Here is a 16,979-nt window from a genome sequence, read left to right as displayed (position 1 = left end):
TTTTAGAAATTATGATAGACTGAACGTATGAAAAAATGTATAAAATCTTTCTTTGACAATGAAATTTTATCTTACCTGTTTTTTGGATTGGCTACCACGATTGTTGCTATCATCACACGCATACTCTATTATGCATTTAGTAACAACGAACTATTGGCGACCGCCTTAGGAAATATCGCTGGTATCCTCTTTGCTTTTGTAACAAACGATACGATTGTTTTTAAACAAGAAAGAAAGGGTTGGTTCTCTCGTTTTATCAAGTTTGTTGTTGCGCGACTCTCTACCTTTTTATTGGATATGGGACTCACACTCGTTTTCGTTACTACTTTTCCTGCTATTATTGGTCAATTTGTCCACAATGACATTAAAACGGTCAACACTATTGAAACTTTGCTTGCTCAAATTATTATTATTGTGCTCAATTATGTTTTCAGTAAAATCTTTGTATTTAAAAATAAATCAAAGAAATAAAAAACAAACCTACTCAAAATGGTGGCTTGTTTTTAATCCCAAAGAGCTTTGAAGCTCTTTTTTATTCTTAAATTTCTACACTTGGATGCTCCATTGTCAAGTGAGTGATTTCTCCTTTTACACCAAAATAATCTTCTACCAAATATTGCAATTCTTGCATAGCAGCTTGTGCACGTTTTGCTTGTTCTTCATTGACAGCTTCAATAACTAGCACTGCATCTCTGGTTTCTTCTGTCAGCATAGTTCGCTTAGCTTCGCGCCAGTTGAGACAACGACAAACAGCTCCTTCATCATCATGGTAGATGATTTCTTCTGGAAGAGCTGGTGCATCCGTCTCTGCTCCAAGCGGAAAGAAAGGTTCTCCACCTTGCGCTTTAGCTAAATGTAGTCCTCCCTTAATTTTGTCAATATCTTCACCACCACAAGGCACAGCATAAGAAAGTGAAACACTATTATAAATATCCACCAATGGATTGATTGGATTGAACTCACGACCTTGACTCACTCTTTTTAAAAGTGCTTCAATGGAAGAACGGGCTCCTTTTTTAGTTTTAAATTTGGTAAAAGCCTGCCGCCATTCCTGAATAACCTCATTTTGCGTAAATGGTTCATCAGAAATAAAATCTTCTGCTCGTTTGCTTCCCTTGTCTAACAAGGATTTAAAATAAAGGTCCTTGCTTTCATCAACACTATTATCCAATCCTTTAGCTACCATAATACTAATTTGTGCTTGAGGAAATAACTCCCAAAATTCATTTTCAACTGTAACTTTCATCATCTACCTCTTTCGTAATTTCTTTTTTGTCCTTTTTTTACTGAATCCCAATCACCTGTGATATTTTCGCGAACTCGAATCAACATTTCCTCCAACTGCTTTGCTTCTGCTATCGAAAATCCCTGCAATGAAGTTTGCTCAGAATATTGATTTTCAGCTAAAATAAATGGATAGAGAGCCGCGCCTTTTTTTGTAACAAACCATTCTTTGTTTTTTCGGTTATCAGGTGCTGACTTCTGTTCTAAAAATCCTTTTTTCTCCAATTTCTTCACAGAACGGGCAACCGTTGAACGATCTACTTTTAAAAGTTCAGACAACTCTTCCTGAATAATCCCTGGATTTTCAGCAATTCGGACTAAATACAAATACTGTCCACGTGCCAAATCAATATCACGAAATTCAATATTCGCAATCGAATCCAGCGCTCGAGCAATAATTCCAATTTCCCGCAAAATAGTCATATTCCCTCCTTCGCAAATTATTATAAACTATTTTTGTTGCAAATGCAATAAAATAATATTAAAAAAAGAAGTTTTATCTTCTTTTTTCATTTTTTTGTTTTTTGAATGAGTCGTGTGGTCAATTGTTTATGCCTTGTTTCAAATGAACTTTCGTGACAACGTTGATAACTTGCATTTAGAATCGCGCCAATAATAAGTATTTGAGCAATGAGAGTAAACCAAATCATCACGACCACAACAAAAATGGAACTGAAAAATCGAACATCCATTAAGTGATTTACATAGGTGTCCAAATAAACGGAAAACAAATTTAGCAATACACCAATTGTAAGAACTACAAAAACCGTTCCTGGTAGTACATAGCGAATTTTCTTGATTTTGACATTAGGTAAAAAGTAATACAACATCAATAAAGAAAGAAAAAGTAAAGTGTAAATGGTTGGCTGCGTCATCTTTTGTAGACTAGTATAAAGCTGGTTATCAAATCCCCAAAAACTATGGAGCAGACGAAGAGACATTCGCCCAAACATTGTCATCAAAAGAGAAAGAGCAAAGAGCAACTGTAATCCTAAACTCATCACTATACTAAACAATCTGTGCGAAATGAGTCCTCTATCTTTGGCGACACCATAAGCTTTATTAAAAGCTTTTTGCAAGAAAGACATTGATTGTGAAAAAGCCCATAAAGCCGAAAGAATGGAGAAGCTCAACAAGCCAGAAGACGGTTGGGTTAATACATTACGAATGACCTTTGCAATCACTTCATAAAGTGACTCTGGCAGAACATCTTCTATCGCTTCTAAAAATTCTGCTATTGGAATTTGAAAATAAGGCAATATATTCACAACAATTAACAGCAATGGAAAAATTGAAATCAACAAATAATAAGCCACTGCAATGCTGGTCAAATCAATCTCAGATGCCTGATAAAATTTAAAAAAAGCTTGTAAAAATGGATTATGTCCGATCCTAGAAACCAACTTCTTCATCTCATCCCCTATAGAAGAAGGAGCAAAAAGCCCCCTCATTCTACTTCTAGTTTTAATACGTTCCTTCTTCCCCTTGACTGGTCAAGATAACAGGACCATCTTTGGTAATCACAAATTGATGTTCGTATTGACAAGAAAGTCCACCGTCCAGCGTTTTATGAGCCCACCCCGTCTCAAAATCTGTGTCAATCTCCCAAGTGCCTGTTGAAATCATCGGCTCAATTGTCAAGACCATTCCTTCACGAAGACGTAAACCACGTCCAGCACGTCCGTAATGAGGCACCATTGGCTCTTCGTGCATAGTTGGTCCAACACCATGTCCTACTAAGTCACGAACAACACCATAACCATGACTTTCCGCATATTCTTGAATCGCTGCACCAATGTCACCAATCCGATTGCCAACTTGAGCAGCTTCAATTCCACGATAAAGGCATTCTTTTGTAACCTCCATCAATTGTTGTACTTCTTCACTCACTTGACCAACTGCATAAGCCCAGCAAGAATCCGCCACACCTCCACGGAAATTTTCCGTATAGTGTTTCATTTGTTCCACATTATTGAAATCAAGTTTAGAAACATCTAACTCAGCTTTATCAACCAAGCCAACGACCATATCTACTTTGATTAAATCACCTTCAACTAATTTTTTGTGACGTGGAAAAGCATGTGCCACTTCATCATTCAATGAGCAGCAAGTGGCATAAGGGTAATCCATGATGCTGCCTTCCACACCAATCTGAAGCGGAAGAGCATTATCCTCCTTACAACGTCTGCGGACATATTCTTCAATTTCCCACATGTCAATGCCCGGCTTAATCAAATCCCTTAAACCAATATGAATACTGGCGAGAAATGCGCCGCTTTTTCCCATTAAATCAATTTCACGTTGTGATTTTAAAGTTATCATTCTTTCTCCTTAATATCTGAGGTATTAGTTTATCTTTACTATAATCGTCGCTTTTGCAACCAATTGAAGTTTTAAATAAATATCATAATCTAAAATGGCAGAATGCCTTGTTTGTCGAACTATTCTTGGACGAAGTGTCAAACTTTCATCAATCTGAACAGCTTGCAAGAAATAAATTGTCATTTGCTCAATGACAATATTGTTCTTGCCAGATGTCACATACTGATGCGTTGCTGTCGTTAAAATTTCTGTCAAAATACCATTAGATAAGACACCGTTATTTTCTAACATAAAAGGCTCTACAACAAAAGTAAATTCATCATTAATGTGACGCAGTTTTTGAGAGACTTGATCGCTGAAAGTGGGCAGGCTGGAGACTTGGTCGCGACTCATTTTTTCCATGACATCACGACGCGTGATGACTCCAAGCAGAGTTTGATCGTTGCGAATAACTGGTACCATTTCAAAATCTTCTGTAATCATACGCTGACTAACATTGGCAATACTAGTATTTAAAGTGACGGCATAGATATTTTTCGTCATCACTTTATCCAAAATAGTGTGAGGTGATTTATCACTAGTATCACGCATTGTTACCACACCAACTACCATATTATGCTGATTCACTACAGGAAAACGACTATTGCGATTTTTCCGGACCAAATCCATAAAATCACGAACAGTATCAGTATCTTTCAAGAATCCATATTCGTGACTCCCCCGATACACTTGCTCTACTGTTAAAATATCTGTTTTAATCTGCATATTGGACAGTGCACGATTGATGATTGTCGCAACTGTAAAGGTATCATGTTGTGATCTTAGAACAGGAATGCTTAAGCGATTCGCTAATTTTAAAACATCACGGCTTACTTCCAAACCACCTGTCACTAACACAGCATTTTCATGCTTCAAGGCTAATAACTGAATACGGGTGCGGTCTCCAATAATCAAGAGACCTCCTTCCGTTAAGTAGCGTAAGAGATTCTTTTCGGTCATTGCTCCGATTGAGAATTTACTGAATTCCTTTTCAAGTCCATCCTGACCAGCCAAGACTTCAGAACCTGTAATTTCTGCAATTTCCTTATATGTTAAATGTTCTAGCTCCACCCTAGGAGATTTTACACGAATCGTGCCACTACGAGGACGCGTTTCAACCAATCCACGGTTTTCTGCTTCTTTAATTGCACGGTAAGCAGTTCCCTCACTTACTCCTAAAAAATTAGAGATACTGCGTACACTGACACGCTTTCCTACTGGTAATTCTTCTAAATAAGTGATAATTTCTTGATGCTTACTCATGAAAGTCTCCTTTTTCATAGCAAAACTCTAAATAATCCTGCATTTTACGTGTATAACGATCGCTTCCCCTAAATTGACGACCAAACCGAAAACCAGACTTTTGAGCAACTCGTTGACTAGCTTTATTTTCCAGATGAGTGACAATTCGTAACTTCTTAAACCCAAATTGTGTAAAAGAAAGATAAATAATATTTTTGACACATTCAGTCATCAAACCGCGTCCCCAATAAGCTTGGTGAAGAAAATAACCTAATTCTGCTTCGCCTCTGATTTCATCCATTTTTTCAAATTTAACAGAACCAATCATTTGCCCAGAATCTTTATCACAGATCGCCCAAATTCCAAGAGGATATTTCATGAAATAATTAGCCAATACATGTTGGCTTTCTTGCAAATTAGCCTGTGCAGGAAAAATGAAATGTAGATTTTCAGGATTGGAGGCAATTTTATAAAAATCTTCACTATCCATAAAGGAAAAGGGACGCAATACTAAATGTTCTGTTTCTATAAAGGCAAATTCTGCCAATTTTGTCCACAAATTCATACCTTACCTCGAAGATAAAGCTCAGCTGGCGTACCAACTGAGCTATCCCACTTCATCATGCCAACACTATTCAAAGTTATTCTTCAACCAGCTGAATATTTGCTCCTAAATTAGTCAACTTTTCAATAATATTTGAATAGCCACGCAAAATAAATTCTACATTTGTAATCTCAGTTTTTCCGTGAGCTAGCAATCCTGCGATTACAAGAGCTGCTCCTGCTCGCAAATCAGTTGCTTTGACGACTGCCCCTTGCAATTGATTAGGTCCTTCATAAGCAATATGATTGGCACTTGTTGAAATCTTACCGGTCATTTTTGCTAATTCAGCGACATGATTTACTCGCTTTTCATAAATCGTATCAATAATCAAACCACGTCCCTTAGCCGTTAATAAAAGCGGCGTAATGGGCTGTTGCAAGTCTGTAGCAAAGCCTGGATAAGGAGCAGTCTTAATGTTGATTGCTTTCAAATTATGCTGCTTTTCGACATACACGCTATCTTCAGAAACGGTCATGCGGACTCCCATTTCTTCTAATTTCGCAATAAAGCTCTCTAAGTGTTCATAAAGGACATTATTGATTTGCACTCCTTCACCAATTGCTGCTGCCATTGAGATATAAGTTCCTGCTTCAATTCGATCCGGAATAACTTGGTGACGAGTTCCATGGAGCTTATCAACACCTTCGATGATAATAATGTCAGTACCGGCCCCTCGGATGTGGGCTCCCATATTATTTAAAAGTGTCGCTACATCAATGATTTCAGGCTCACGAGCCGCATTTTCAATAACAGTACGTCCTTTTGCCTTTACCGCTGCAAGCATGGTATTAATAGTCGCTCCGACACTTACTGTATCCATGTAAATACTAGCTCCATGAAGCCGCTCGCCACCTGTCGAAAGGTTCATGGAATTTCCCTCATAGGTCATAGTAGCCCCCATAGCTTCAAAAGCTTTGATATGCAAATCAATCGGTCGAGGCCCCAAATCACAGCCACCAGGCAAGCCAACTGTTGCTTCACCATAGCGTCCAAGCAAACTACCATAAAAGTAATAAGAAGCACGCAAGCTATTGATTTTACCATAAGGCATAGGCATATTTTTTATCCCACGAGGATCAATTTTCAGTGTATCGTCTTGACGCTCAACGCTTGCTCCCATAGCTTCCATGATGTCAATCAAACTCACAACATCGGAAATATCTGGCACACAATCCAATGTTACAATTTCATCAGATAAAATTATCGCTGGAATTAAAGCAACCACGCTATTTTTAGCACCGCTAATGGTCACCTCTCCCTTTAAGGGGCGACCACCATTAATTACAATTTTTTTCATTTTTAGCTCTTTCAAGGAATTTATAATCAAATATACTGCACTTTATTATAACACAGTTTCTGTGAAAATCCTATCCCTTTAAAGAAATCTCTTTTAACTTGTCATTCTTGTTATATAACGATTACAAAACTCTTTTATTTTGGTGGCATTCTAAAAAGAGCGGGACAAAATCAATTTTGTCCCGCTCCTCAAAATGATAACTAGATCCGACAGTCTAGGGAACTGCTGGAGTTTGCAGATAACACTAATATAATCGGCACAAATAAATACGTTTTAAGTCAGATTGCAACTGCGGCTGATTGTAAAATGCCACATAAAAAATTTATAAACAAGAGACTTGTATCCTAACTTCTTCTTTATCTTGCAACAACTGCTTTTAAAGCATCTACTTTATCAAGTTTTTCCCACGGCAAGTCAATATCCGTACGTCCCATGTGCCCATAGGCAGCAGTCTGACGGTAAATTGGGCGTTTCAAATCAAGCATTTGAATAATACCAGCTGGACGAAGGTCAAAGATTTGTCGAACCGCTTCTTGAATCTTGCTTTCTGAAACTACACCTGTACCAAAAGTATCAATGCGAACCGATACTGGATGTGCGACCCCAATAGCATAGGCTAGCTGGACTTCAGCTTTCTTGGCCAAGCCAGCAGCGACAATATTTTTGGCAATGTAACGAGCAGCATAGGAAGCGGAACGATCGACCTTTGTAGCGTCTTTACCAGAGAAAGCTCCTCCTCCGTGGCGTGCATACCCGCCATAAGTATCAACGATAATCTTACGTCCAGTTAAACCGGAATCTCCTTGAGGACCACCAATAACAAAGCGACCAGTTGGATTGATGAAAAACTTGCTTTCTTCATCTAAATATTCTGCTGGAACAACTTCTTTAATGACCTTTTCAATTACATCTTGATGAATCTGCTCATTGCTTACTTCTGGGTCATGTTGAGTGGAAATAACTACAGTATCAACACGGACTGCTTGGTCGTTTTCATCGTATTCAACCGTTACCTGAGATTTTGCATCCGGACGAAGATAGGAAATTTCTCCAGATTTGCGAAGCTCTGCTAAACGACGGACTAATTTATGACTTAAAGAAATAGGCAGTGGCATTAGTTCAGGCGTTTCATCTACGGCAAAGCCAAACATAAGACCTTGATCTCCAGCGCCAATCAAATCAAGTGGATCTTGATCAACATTCCCACGAATTTCTAAGGCCTCATTCACCCCTTGAGCAATGTCTGACGACTGCTCAACAAGCGACGGATGCACTCCAACCGTTTCTGCAGAAAAACCATATTCAGCATTTGTGTAGCCAATCTCTGCAATCGTATCACGAACTATGCGGTTAATATCCACATAAGCATTTGTAGAGATTTCTCCAAAAACATGGACGGAACCTGTATAGACAGCTGTCTCAGCAGCTACATGAGCTTCTGGATCCTGCTCCAAAATAGCATCTAAAATAGCATCTGAAATTTGGTCTGCAATCTTATCTGGATGTCCTTCAGATACAGATTCAGACGTGAAAAGTTTACGCTCTGACATATTCATGTCCCCCTTTTAATGAAATATTATCCCTAGAAATTCTATTATTGCTAGGAAGTTACTTGAAAATCTGTAAACAGACTTACGTTAAAAAGTTACAAAGCACTAGTCTCTACGGTCAATATTTAACCTTTGACTACCTTTTCGGGACTCTTTTAACCTCTCTATTGTATCATTTTTTATTAAAATAAACAGACAATTTGATAAAAATTAGAAGAAATTAAGAATATAAAAAGGTTGAAATATATTTCCAACCTTATGTCCTTATCACGATTTACCTTCATACACGATTTGTCCATCACAGATAGTATAGCGAACAACACCTTTCAATTTTTCACCAATAAATGGTGAATTAATTGATTTTGAGGCGAAATCTTCTGTTATCATGCGTTCGGTATTTGCATCAAAAATCGTGAGATCGGCTGGACCGTTCTCAGCAAGATAACCCGCGTCAAAACCATAAAGCTGTGCGGGGTTAATCGTCATTTTTTCCAGCAACTGCATGAGGGTCAAATGACCTGCGTCTACCAAATACGCCAAGCCAAGTGAAAGCGATGTCTCTAAACCTGTCATACCAGACGGTGCTTGGGTGATATCTTTTACATTTTTTTCATCGACATGGTGAGGTGCATGGTCTGTCGCAATAACCGAAATCACTCCTGATTTAAGCCCTTCAATGACAGCTAAACGATCTGATTCCAAACGAAGGGGTGGATTCATCTTAGCATTGCTACCTCTGAGCAACAATAGCTCTTCTGTTTTAGAAAAATGCTGGGGTGCTGCTTCTGCTGTCACATGAGTGCCCAATCGCTGAGCAAATTCCACGACTTTCACGCTTTCTGCTTTTGATAAATGCTGAATATGAATATGAGTATTGGTTGCATGTGCAATCATGACATCACGCGCAATCATACTATATTCAGCAACACCTGTCGCACCGCAGAATCCAAAATGTTCTTTAGCAATCTGCTCATTGAATCCCAAAATACCATTTAGTTCTGGGTCCTCTTCATGAAGACAAATAAATGCACCATGTTTGTCAGCTTCTTCTAAAGCTTCGCGTACCATTTTCGTACTTTTTAATGGAATTCCGTCATCTGAAAAACCAATAGCTCCCGCTGCTAAAAGCCCTTTAAAATCTGTCAAATGTTGTCCATCAAAATTCTTTGTAATAGTTGCAACAGCTTTAATATGAATTTTTTCACGATCGGCAGATGCTAATACTTCCTTTAGTGTCTCTACTGTTGAAATCGTCGGAGTGGTATTTGCCATCATGACAACCGTTGTAAATCCGCCCGCTGCCGCTGCTAAAGCACCTGTATGAATGTCTTCCTTATGTGTCTGACCAGGCTCACGAAAATGAACATGGATATCAATCAATCCTGGTGCTACCACCAATCCAGTTGCATCAATTACCTGAGCATTTTCTACTTTCAAATCTTGACCAATCTGAAGAATTCTTTTATCCTTCATCAAGATATCACAAATCTGATTTAAACCAGATTTAGGATCCATAAGTCGACCATTTTTAATTAACAACATAAATTTTCTCCTTAATCTTCATAAAAATCAACATGGCTCTCCACTAACGTCTCTCCTTTGTAAGAAAATTTGGCCGAGAAAAACGGTTTATTTTCTAAAAGCCACGATACAAAGGTGTGATCTCCCTCCCAAGTTGGTCTAGATAGAACTTGTTCATAAGGTACCCATTCTAAAGTACCTTCATCGCAGTCAATCAGTTCTCCCTCAAATTCTGTCACTTTAAATACATAAGTGTACCAGTCATGGTTCAGGGTAAACTCTGGAAAAGTGATAATACCTTTTAATATCGGCTTTTTCACGCGCAATCCCGTCTCTTCAAAGATTTCTCGGACAGCACACTCCTGTGGTGTTTCGCCATTTTCTAATTTTCCACCAACACCAATCCACTTGCCAGCATGGACATCATTGGGCTTTTTATTTCGATGTAACATCAGAAATTCTTTTCCATTGTCTACATAGCAAATCGTTGCTAATTTAACCATTTCTCCTCCTAAACTAACCAGTCAACGGGTTCTAATCCTTGATTTTTTAAAAATTCATTTGTCTTAGAAAAAGGTCTACTTCCAAAAAAACCTCTATGAGCCGATAAAGGACTCGGATGAGGAGATTCCAAAATGAGATGTTTTGGATTGGTAATCAATGCTTTTTTCTTGCGTGCATAAGAACCCCAGAGAATAAAAACAACAGGTGTATCTTTTTCATTGACAACCTTAATAACGGCATCCGTAAACGGTTCCCAAATTTGACCAGCATGCCCATTTGCTTGACCAGCAGGAACAGTCAAACTCGCATTTAGCAACAGTACTCCTTGACGCGCCCAAGATGTCAAATCATGAGATTCTTTCATTCCAATGTCATCTGCCAACTCTTTCAAAATATTTTGAAGAGAAGGCGGCGCTGGAATATCATCTGGTACTGAGAAACTCAACCCCTGTGCTTGACGCGGACCATGATAAGGATCCTGCCCTAAAATTACCACCTTTACATCTACTAAATCAGTCGTTTGTATCGCATTAAATACTTTTTCACGCGGCGGATAGATCGTGCCTGATGAATAAACCTGATTTAAAAAATAATTAATTTTACCAAAATAACCATCAGGTAATTGTTGCTTAATCAAACTATGCCAAGCTGAGTGTTCCATTGTTTTCTCCTCTTCTATACTCAATTACTTTTCTTCCTCAGGATAGGTCATTCCCCATTCTTTTCGTAAATCTGTCATGATTTTCATGACATCACGACTATAATGCAAGTACATCTCATCTTTGTCACCAGCTACTGCTTCTTCCATATCAAGAATTTCATACATTAAAGCATCACTCGTCTTTCCAGCTTCAATGATTTCTTGATGTCCGTCTTCCGTATAGGTAATAACCGCCTTTTGTCCTCGAGGATATTCATATATTTCAATATAGCCTTTATCATAAGCAATTGTTCCTCGCTTAGGCTGTTTAGCGTGGAGACTCAAGGTCAAAGTTGCCATTTCTCCTTCAGCATTCGTCAGAAGAATCCCCGCCTGCTCATCAACGCCAGTTGGTGCAAATTTCACTTGTGAAAGAATTTGATTGGGTCGAGATGTCATAAACCAGCGAACAAATGATAAGGCATATACACCAATATCCAAAAGGGCTCCGCCTGCAAGCTGACGATTAAAGAAACGATTTGTCATATCATATTCTTTATAACTGCCAAAGTTCATTTGAATCACTTTTAAGTTGCCTAATCGCCCACTAGAAATTACTTTACTTAATTGACGATAAATCGGCATATGATAAATGGTCATAGCTTCAGCTAAAACAACATGATGCTGTTCCGCTAGGAAGATAGCTTCTTCTAATTCTTCAGAATTAAGTGTAATAGACTTCTCGCATAGAACATGTTTTCCATTTTTTAGTGCTTTTCGTAAAAAATCAATATGCGTATTGTGTGGCGTGGAAATGTAAATAATATCCACATTTTCGTCACTAAATACGTCATCTATCTGGTCGTAGACTTTTTCAATACCGTATTTTTGTGCAAACTCCAAGCCTTTTTGATATGTTCGATTAGCAACCGAATAAAGCTTCCCTCCCAATTTCTCCAAAGCTTGTGCCAATTCATTAGCAATCACACCTGTACCTAAAGTTGCCCAATTGTAACGTACTTTGTTTTCCATAGTCTTTCTCCTAGCTACATGATTATTCTTATCATACCAAATTTTCCTTCATTTAGCTGACTTTTTATGTAGAGACATTACCTGTGTCAAAATCTTCTAAAATCAAACTGTAAGGATACACATACTTTTCTATATAAACAATCGCATAAAATCAGAGCATTTCTTTATGTTATAATAAATTGAGAAGGGAGCAACTTTATGTGGTCTTGGTTTATTTTATTTTTACTCTTGTTTATTGCCTTATTTTACTTTTCAAATATGATGATAAAAATCATCATCGGAATCATATTATTTATTTTTGCTATTGCAATAATTTGCCTCATAATTGATTTTCATAACGATCCTAATAAAAACTAGTTGCTATCCTTATTTAATATTGTAAACTTAAAAAGCCCATTCAATGGGCTTTTCTTTATATGTAATTATTTAACTGTAAAATGTCGTCTATTGGCCGAGTTCATCTTTTTTAAATTGTTCATTTTCCGTGATAGCTGAGGCTAAAGTTTCCTCTTCCGATTGAATAGCTTGAGCAGTTATTTCTGTCACTTTCGTTTCTTGTTGAACTGGTGTTACTTCTGTTTTCATCGCTTGAGATTGTGCTGATTCTTGCGGTTGAGTAAATTCTTGCGGTTGAGTAAATTGTTGCGTTTGAACAGGTTGTTGAGATTGCATTTGTTGTGTTGTAAATTGTCCTTGATCAACAGTAGATGTTTGCGCTTCTTTAGTCGGCATACAAAGTAAGACAATCAGAGCGATAGAACATGGTAGCATAGCTAAAACAGCTAAGATATTTAAAAGTGGAACCCACATCAAAAGTACAGGAGCTACATATAAAAAGATGAATGCCCAATGATAGCCAGCATCGCGCAAGCGACGCACAATAATTGCTAAATTTGGAACTAAAGTTGCTATCCAGAAAATACTCAATAAAATAATGATAATAAATGTAGAACCTAAGCTAGCTATAAAAACACTTAGATCAAATTCACCAAGTTCTTCCCGATAGTAAACTGCTTGTTGCACAATGTTGAAAATTGCAGTTAAAATCGACCCAAAAGCTATCATACCAAATGGCAGTGTAATCAACACATTGCACAAAACAGACCACCAATACTCAGGTCTTGTTGATTTTCCTTCAAAATCAGCATAATGAGTCCAAAACTTTTTATAAACTGTAAACATAATAAATCTCCTAAGTTTTTATTTTTAAATATCATACTCTTCCTACTAAATCAACGGAATTTCAATTTTAGAACTCTGACTATTGAACAGTTTCTAATTGCCATTTTGTCCATCCTGAAAACTTGATCGCCCCTCGTTCATCTGTTCGATAAATCTTCGCATTTAAGCGATTCAATCGCTCTATCATTTCTTGATTCGGAGATTTGGATTGGTTATTTTTCCCAACAGAAATGAGTGCAACTGCCGGTTCTATTTGCTGTAAAAATTTTGAATGTGATGAATTTTTGGCTCCATGTTGCCCAACCTTCAAGACATCTGTTTTTAGCTTTGGATAAAGTTGCATTAGCTTTACTTCATCCTCTTCTGTTAAATTGCTCATAAATAAAAACCTTGTACGAAAAAATTGACCATATAAAACTAGCGATTGATCATTCTTATTCGTACCAGAAAGAACTTGCAAATGATGATCAAAAATAGGAAGTTTGTCTCCTTGTTTTACGACATGAACAAATGCCCTTGTCTCCTTTAATTTATTTAAAAAGTCTGCATCATTCAAACTACTTCTGGAAATAAAAATTTTCTTTACCGCAAACTTTTTAACCACTTTTAATACATCTCCCGCATAATCTGTATTAGGATTTGTTAAGATTAGAGTATCAATCGTATCTATACCACGACTTTTTAGGTAAGGAATCAAAGTTTTCTCCGCATTTGATTTAGTTGTTCGTTTTTGCCAAGATTCTTTTGTTCTAATTTCTTCACGTCCTCCAACGTCAATCAATACATTTCTACCTTTCCAGTCTCTCAAAAAAAGACTATCTCCCCGTCCAACATCAACCATTGTGATCTCATTTTGAAAAGGAAATTTAGTTATAAAAAATAGTATAGCAAGACACAAGCTGAGCAATATCACCCATTTTTTATTTTTTCTAACATCATACAAAATAGCCAGTACAAGCAGCATAACAACTAACAAAAGCGAGCCAGGTTGTCCAAAAACGATTGGTCTGCCAAAGACATTGGCTATCCAACGAATACTATTTTCTAAACCTTCAAAAAGAAAATTTACTTGAATGAGCTTTATGAAAGGTGAAATGAGAAAAATCAGCGTTAAACCCGGTAACATCACTATATCGAAAATTAGTGAAAAAACAAATGTCAATAAAATAGACCAAGGTTGAAATTCTCCAAAATAAAAGATTAGAATCGGTAAAACACCAAGTGAAATGATACTGCTCTCTATAACAACTTTTCTCCAAGAAGTCAGACTTTCAAAATCTATAACACTAATAACAAAGGCATAGGCACAGGAGAGAACTCCTCCTGCCGTTAAAAGAAAAGATGGCATAAGCAAGGACAACACCATTATTGTTAAAGCAAAATTATCTAATTTAGTGATACCATGTTGCGACAATAATTTCTGAATTAAGCTCCGTACAACGGATACTGAAAATCCAGTCATTCCTGCATAAAAGAAAGAAAACGGATATTGGCATTTATGAACCATTTCCTTCGTAAGTCCCAGCTTCAAAAGCAACTTACGAAATCCTTCCATAAAAAAGCCAACTTGCATGCCAGACAACGCAAATAAATGAATAATTCCCAAGCTAGAATAAAGATCACTCATTTCATCAAAATCTGTCTCTAATGCGCCAAATAAGAGCCCTGTCATGTAATGATTCATCGGATTTGGAAAATTTCTCTTAATGAAAACTAATGCCTTTCTTCGCCAACTCGAGAGCCACTCCAAAGAGTGCAAGCTGATTCTATCTTGACTAGACAAAATTTGCTCCACCTTTAAAATCCGATAAATCCCTTGCGTTTTTAGATAGGCTTGATAATCAAAACCAGAAAAATTGCGTTGCTTTTCAGGAGATTCAAATTCCCCCTCAACAGTTAATGTGACAAGACTGGATAGATTTTGAAAAGCCAACTGTTCTTCTTTTGATTTCAATTTGTAGTAAATTTGATAAGTCTGCCCATTTGCTTTGCCGCGAAAAGAAAGCGAATCTCCATTTACCTTAATCGTGTCAGGTAGAACTGCTACTTGTCTTACAGAAGAAGGTTCTGATTTTGTTTGCCACTCTGCCATTTCTCTACGAACAAAGAAAAAAGCAGCAAAACAAGCGAGAAACATTAAAGTTGTGAAACATTTTTTCGGTGAATAAAGGACAAAAAGACGGACTATTAGAAAAATAAAACAAAACCAAGCCAACCAGCTACTTTGATAGATTGCAAAATATAACCAGACAAGTAAGAAAGCAATGTAAATTGGTTTGATCGGAAATATCTTAATCCACTGTGACATATTCTTTCAATTTCTCTAATGTTTTAGCACCAACTCCTGATACATTTTTAAGATCATCAACAGAATTAAATTTTCCATTTGCCTCACGATAATCTAAAATATCTTGAGCGCGCTTTTGTCCGATACCAGAAATAGACTGTAAATCAGACAAATTAGCCTTATTTAGATTGACCTTATTCCCTTTTTGTGCCGCAGTTCCATTGGTATCTTTCGTTAAAGTTTGTCCATTATTACTTGTAGCATTTGTTACATTTTCACCCATAGCTGCCACATAAATCACAGTCTCATCTGTTAGTTTTTGAGCCAAATTGATAGATTTGCTGTCAGCGTCTGTTGTTAGTCCACCCGCTTTTTGGATAGCATCATTGATTCGGCTCGTTTTTTTTAATTGATAAATACCTGGATTTTTAACAGCACCTTTAACATCTACAGTTAAAAATTCCAATTCTTCACTCGCTAAATTCTTTTGAGATTCTGTTTCTTCTTTCTGTTGTTTTTTCTTCGTTTCAGTTGAAGTTTCTTTCCGTTCTAGTTTTGCATTTGTGGCCTCTTGTGCAATATCTCCCACATTAGATTGTCTAGCAGATTTACTAGTCATCAGAAAAAATCCTGCTATGATCAAACCAATCAGGCTTAAACCAACTAAAATTTTATACTCTTTTATTTTTGTGATGATTACCTCTAACATTTTTCCTCCTAAACTGAATGAAAATTTACTTTATCTGTTTATTCGTAAAATAAATAAAAAAGCTGAAAAAATTTTTCAGCTTTTGCGATATTAGAAAAAGAATTTTGATAAGGATTAACCAATGAAACACTTCACCCTATTAAAAAATGAGAGTAATATAATGGATATTATCGTATATTATAAGTCTTCATAGTCCGAGCAATATCTCTATTTTGCTCACGACGTTTAATAGATTCGCGCTTATCATAGTCATGTTTCCCTTTAGCCAATCCTAAAAGCAACTTAGCATAACCATCTTTAAGATAAACTTTGAGAGGAACTAAAGTCATCCCAGTTCCTTTGGTTTCCTGCTCTAATTTTTTAATTTGCTTTTTATGCAACAGCAATTTTCTCCTACGTTCAGGATCTTGATTCCAAATATTTCCTTCTTCATAAGGAGCTATATGGACATTACTGAGCCAGACTTCTCCATTTTTGATTTGAGCAAAGCCGTCTTTTAGGTTAATTCGTGCAGCGCGTACGCTTTTAATTTCAGTTCCAGTTAAAACCATGCCCGCTTCAATCGTATCAACAATAGTATAGTCGTGACGTGCTTTCTTATTTTGAGCGACGACCTTTCCCTCTCCTTTTGCCATTCTTACTTCCTTTCTTAGTCATTTCTTTATAAAATGGTTTCTTCCCTTTGCTTTTCTTTGATTTCTTATCCCTAGAAATGATTCCTTTTGAAGATTTGCTCTTTCGCTCTCCGTCACCGCGATAAGACTGT

General features: G+C 37.0%; 17 protein-coding genes. 1 reads left to right on the top strand and 16 read right to left on the bottom strand.

The window, feature by feature from the left end; genetic code table 11:
* Positions 1-27 precede the first annotated feature (27 nt).
* Complete coding sequence (locus H8787_RS05650; RefSeq protein ID WP_187327647.1) at positions 28-471, top strand: GtrA family protein; 444 nt, start codon at positions 28-30, stop codon at positions 469-471.
* 67 nt (positions 472-538) lie between these two features.
* Here the strand turns inward: H8787_RS05650 and H8787_RS05645 are convergent, their stop codons facing one another.
* The 16 genes from H8787_RS05645 to smpB all read right to left on the bottom strand — a co-directional run bounded on the left by H8787_RS05645 (position 539) and on the right by smpB (position 16,848).
* Complete coding sequence (locus H8787_RS05645; RefSeq protein ID WP_049476896.1) at positions 539-1,246, bottom strand: B3/4 domain-containing protein; 708 nt, start codon at positions 1,244-1,246, stop codon at positions 539-541.
* A complete protein-coding gene (locus H8787_RS05640) occupies positions 1,246-1,707 on the bottom strand; it encodes a MarR family winged helix-turn-helix transcriptional regulator (RefSeq protein ID WP_020997766.1) in 462 nt (153 codons plus the stop codon). The genes H8787_RS05645 and H8787_RS05640 overlap by 1 nt, the downstream gene beginning before the upstream one ends.
* Before the next feature lie 86 nt (positions 1,708-1,793).
* Positions 1,794-2,696: a YihY/virulence factor BrkB family protein gene (locus H8787_RS05635; RefSeq protein ID WP_187327646.1), complete on the bottom strand. Its 903-nt coding sequence runs from the start codon at positions 2,694-2,696 to the stop codon at positions 1,794-1,796.
* A gap of 52 nt (positions 2,697-2,748) precedes the next feature.
* Positions 2,749-3,606 carry a methionyl aminopeptidase gene (locus tag H8787_RS05630; protein ID WP_049492808.1) on the bottom strand — a complete coding sequence of 286 codons (858 nt, stop codon included), beginning with the start codon at positions 3,604-3,606 and terminating at the stop codon, positions 2,749-2,751.
* Positions 3,607-3,630: 24 nt separating this feature from the next.
* Complete coding sequence (gene spxR / locus H8787_RS05625; protein WP_187327645.1) at positions 3,631-4,908, bottom strand: CBS-HotDog domain-containing transcription factor SpxR; 1,278 nt, start codon at positions 4,906-4,908, stop codon at positions 3,631-3,633.
* Positions 4,901-5,452 carry a GNAT family N-acetyltransferase gene (locus H8787_RS05620; protein WP_003069207.1) on the bottom strand — a complete coding sequence of 184 codons (552 nt, stop codon included), beginning with the start codon at positions 5,450-5,452 and terminating at the stop codon, positions 4,901-4,903. The genes spxR and H8787_RS05620 overlap by 8 nt, the downstream gene beginning before the upstream one ends.
* 76 nt (positions 5,453-5,528) lie before the next feature.
* A complete protein-coding gene (locus H8787_RS05615) occupies positions 5,529-6,788 on the bottom strand; it encodes a UDP-N-acetylglucosamine 1-carboxyvinyltransferase (protein WP_187327644.1) in 1,260 nt (419 codons plus the stop codon).
* Between the two features lie 356 nt (positions 6,789-7,144).
* Complete coding sequence (gene metK / locus H8787_RS05610; RefSeq protein WP_048800424.1) at positions 7,145-8,338, bottom strand: methionine adenosyltransferase; 1,194 nt, start codon at positions 8,336-8,338, stop codon at positions 7,145-7,147.
* Between the two features lie 267 nt (positions 8,339-8,605).
* Positions 8,606-9,880 carry a dihydroorotase gene (locus H8787_RS05605; RefSeq protein WP_187327643.1) on the bottom strand — a complete coding sequence of 425 codons (1,275 nt, stop codon included), beginning with the start codon at positions 9,878-9,880 and terminating at the stop codon, positions 8,606-8,608.
* 11 nt (positions 9,881-9,891) lie between these two features.
* A complete protein-coding gene (locus H8787_RS05600) occupies positions 9,892-10,362 on the bottom strand; it encodes an NUDIX hydrolase (protein ID WP_187327642.1) in 471 nt (156 codons plus the stop codon).
* 8 nt (positions 10,363-10,370) lie between these two features.
* A complete protein-coding gene (locus H8787_RS05595; protein WP_006269516.1) occupies positions 10,371-11,024 on the bottom strand; it encodes a uracil-DNA glycosylase in 654 nt (217 codons plus the stop codon).
* A 24-nt stretch (positions 11,025-11,048) separates the two neighbouring features.
* Positions 11,049-12,035, bottom strand: a complete 987-nt coding sequence (locus H8787_RS05590; protein ID WP_187327641.1) for a Gfo/Idh/MocA family protein — start codon at positions 12,033-12,035, stop codon at positions 11,049-11,051.
* 444 nt (positions 12,036-12,479) lie between these two features.
* The gene (locus H8787_RS05585; RefSeq protein WP_187327640.1) at positions 12,480-13,217 is read right to left on the bottom strand and encodes a DUF805 domain-containing protein; all 738 of its coding nucleotides are present in this window, start codon (positions 13,215-13,217) and stop codon (positions 12,480-12,482) included.
* 79 nt (positions 13,218-13,296) lie between these two features.
* Positions 13,297-15,525, bottom strand: coding sequence for a DNA internalization-related competence protein ComEC/Rec2 (locus H8787_RS05580; RefSeq protein WP_187327639.1), 2,229 nt, complete (start codon positions 15,523-15,525; stop codon positions 13,297-13,299).
* Positions 15,509-16,213, bottom strand: coding sequence for a helix-hairpin-helix domain-containing protein (locus H8787_RS05575; protein ID WP_187327638.1), 705 nt, complete (start codon positions 16,211-16,213; stop codon positions 15,509-15,511). The genes H8787_RS05580 and H8787_RS05575 overlap by 17 nt, the downstream gene beginning before the upstream one ends.
* 167 nt (positions 16,214-16,380) lie before the next feature.
* Positions 16,381-16,848, bottom strand: coding sequence for an SsrA-binding protein SmpB (gene smpB / locus H8787_RS05570; protein ID WP_037597084.1), 468 nt, complete (start codon positions 16,846-16,848; stop codon positions 16,381-16,383).
* Positions 16,849-16,979 lie beyond the last annotated feature (131 nt).

Origin of the sequence: Streptococcus sp. NSJ-72, assembly GCF_014334035.1 — a bacterium.
Taxonomy (GTDB): Bacteria; Bacillota; Bacilli; order Lactobacillales; family Streptococcaceae; genus Streptococcus; species Streptococcus constellatus.
Note: the sequence above shows the minus strand (reverse complement) of the source record. Positions and strands in the feature narration are given on the sequence as shown.

What these genes read in the sequence shown, in the direction of transcription:
- H8787_RS05650 (WP_187327647.1), top strand. Translation starts at nt 28, where the DNA reads ATGAAAAAATGTATAAAATCTTTCTTTGACAATGAAATTTTATCTTAC.
- metK (WP_048800424.1), bottom strand. Translation starts at nt 8,338, where the DNA reads ATGTCAGAGCGTAAACTTTTCACGTCTGAATCTGTATCTGAAGGACAT.
- smpB (WP_037597084.1), bottom strand. Translation starts at nt 16,848, where the DNA reads ATGGCAAAAGGAGAGGGAAAGGTCGTCGCTCAAAATAAGAAAGCACGT.
- H8787_RS05645 (WP_049476896.1), bottom strand. Translation starts at nt 1,246, where the DNA reads ATGAAAGTTACAGTTGAAAATGAATTTTGGGAGTTATTTCCTCAAGCA.
- H8787_RS05630 (WP_049492808.1), bottom strand. Translation starts at nt 3,606, where the DNA reads ATGATAACTTTAAAATCACAACGTGAAATTGATTTAATGGGAAAAAGC.
- spxR (WP_187327645.1), bottom strand. Translation starts at nt 4,908, where the DNA reads ATGAGTAAGCATCAAGAAATTATCACTTATTTAGAAGAATTACCAGTA.
- H8787_RS05575 (WP_187327638.1), bottom strand. Translation starts at nt 16,213, where the DNA reads ATGTTAGAGGTAATCATCACAAAAATAAAAGAGTATAAAATTTTAGTT.
- H8787_RS05595 (WP_006269516.1), bottom strand. Translation starts at nt 11,024, where the DNA reads ATGGAACACTCAGCTTGGCATAGTTTGATTAAGCAACAATTACCTGAT.
- H8787_RS05580 (WP_187327639.1), bottom strand. Translation starts at nt 15,525, where the DNA reads ATGTCACAGTGGATTAAGATATTTCCGATCAAACCAATTTACATTGCT.
- H8787_RS05585 (WP_187327640.1), bottom strand. Translation starts at nt 13,217, where the DNA reads ATGTTTACAGTTTATAAAAAGTTTTGGACTCATTATGCTGATTTTGAA.
- H8787_RS05635 (WP_187327646.1), bottom strand. Translation starts at nt 2,696, where the DNA reads ATGAAGAAGTTGGTTTCTAGGATCGGACATAATCCATTTTTACAAGCT.
- H8787_RS05640 (WP_020997766.1), bottom strand. Translation starts at nt 1,707, where the DNA reads ATGACTATTTTGCGGGAAATTGGAATTATTGCTCGAGCGCTGGATTCG.
- H8787_RS05600 (WP_187327642.1), bottom strand. Translation starts at nt 10,362, where the DNA reads ATGGTTAAATTAGCAACGATTTGCTATGTAGACAATGGAAAAGAATTT.
- H8787_RS05620 (WP_003069207.1), bottom strand. Translation starts at nt 5,452, where the DNA reads ATGAATTTGTGGACAAAATTGGCAGAATTTGCCTTTATAGAAACAGAA.
- H8787_RS05615 (WP_187327644.1), bottom strand. Translation starts at nt 6,788, where the DNA reads ATGAAAAAAATTGTAATTAATGGTGGTCGCCCCTTAAAGGGAGAGGTG.
- H8787_RS05590 (WP_187327641.1), bottom strand. Translation starts at nt 12,035, where the DNA reads ATGGAAAACAAAGTACGTTACAATTGGGCAACTTTAGGTACAGGTGTG.
- H8787_RS05605 (WP_187327643.1), bottom strand. Translation starts at nt 9,880, where the DNA reads ATGTTGTTAATTAAAAATGGTCGACTTATGGATCCTAAATCTGGTTTA.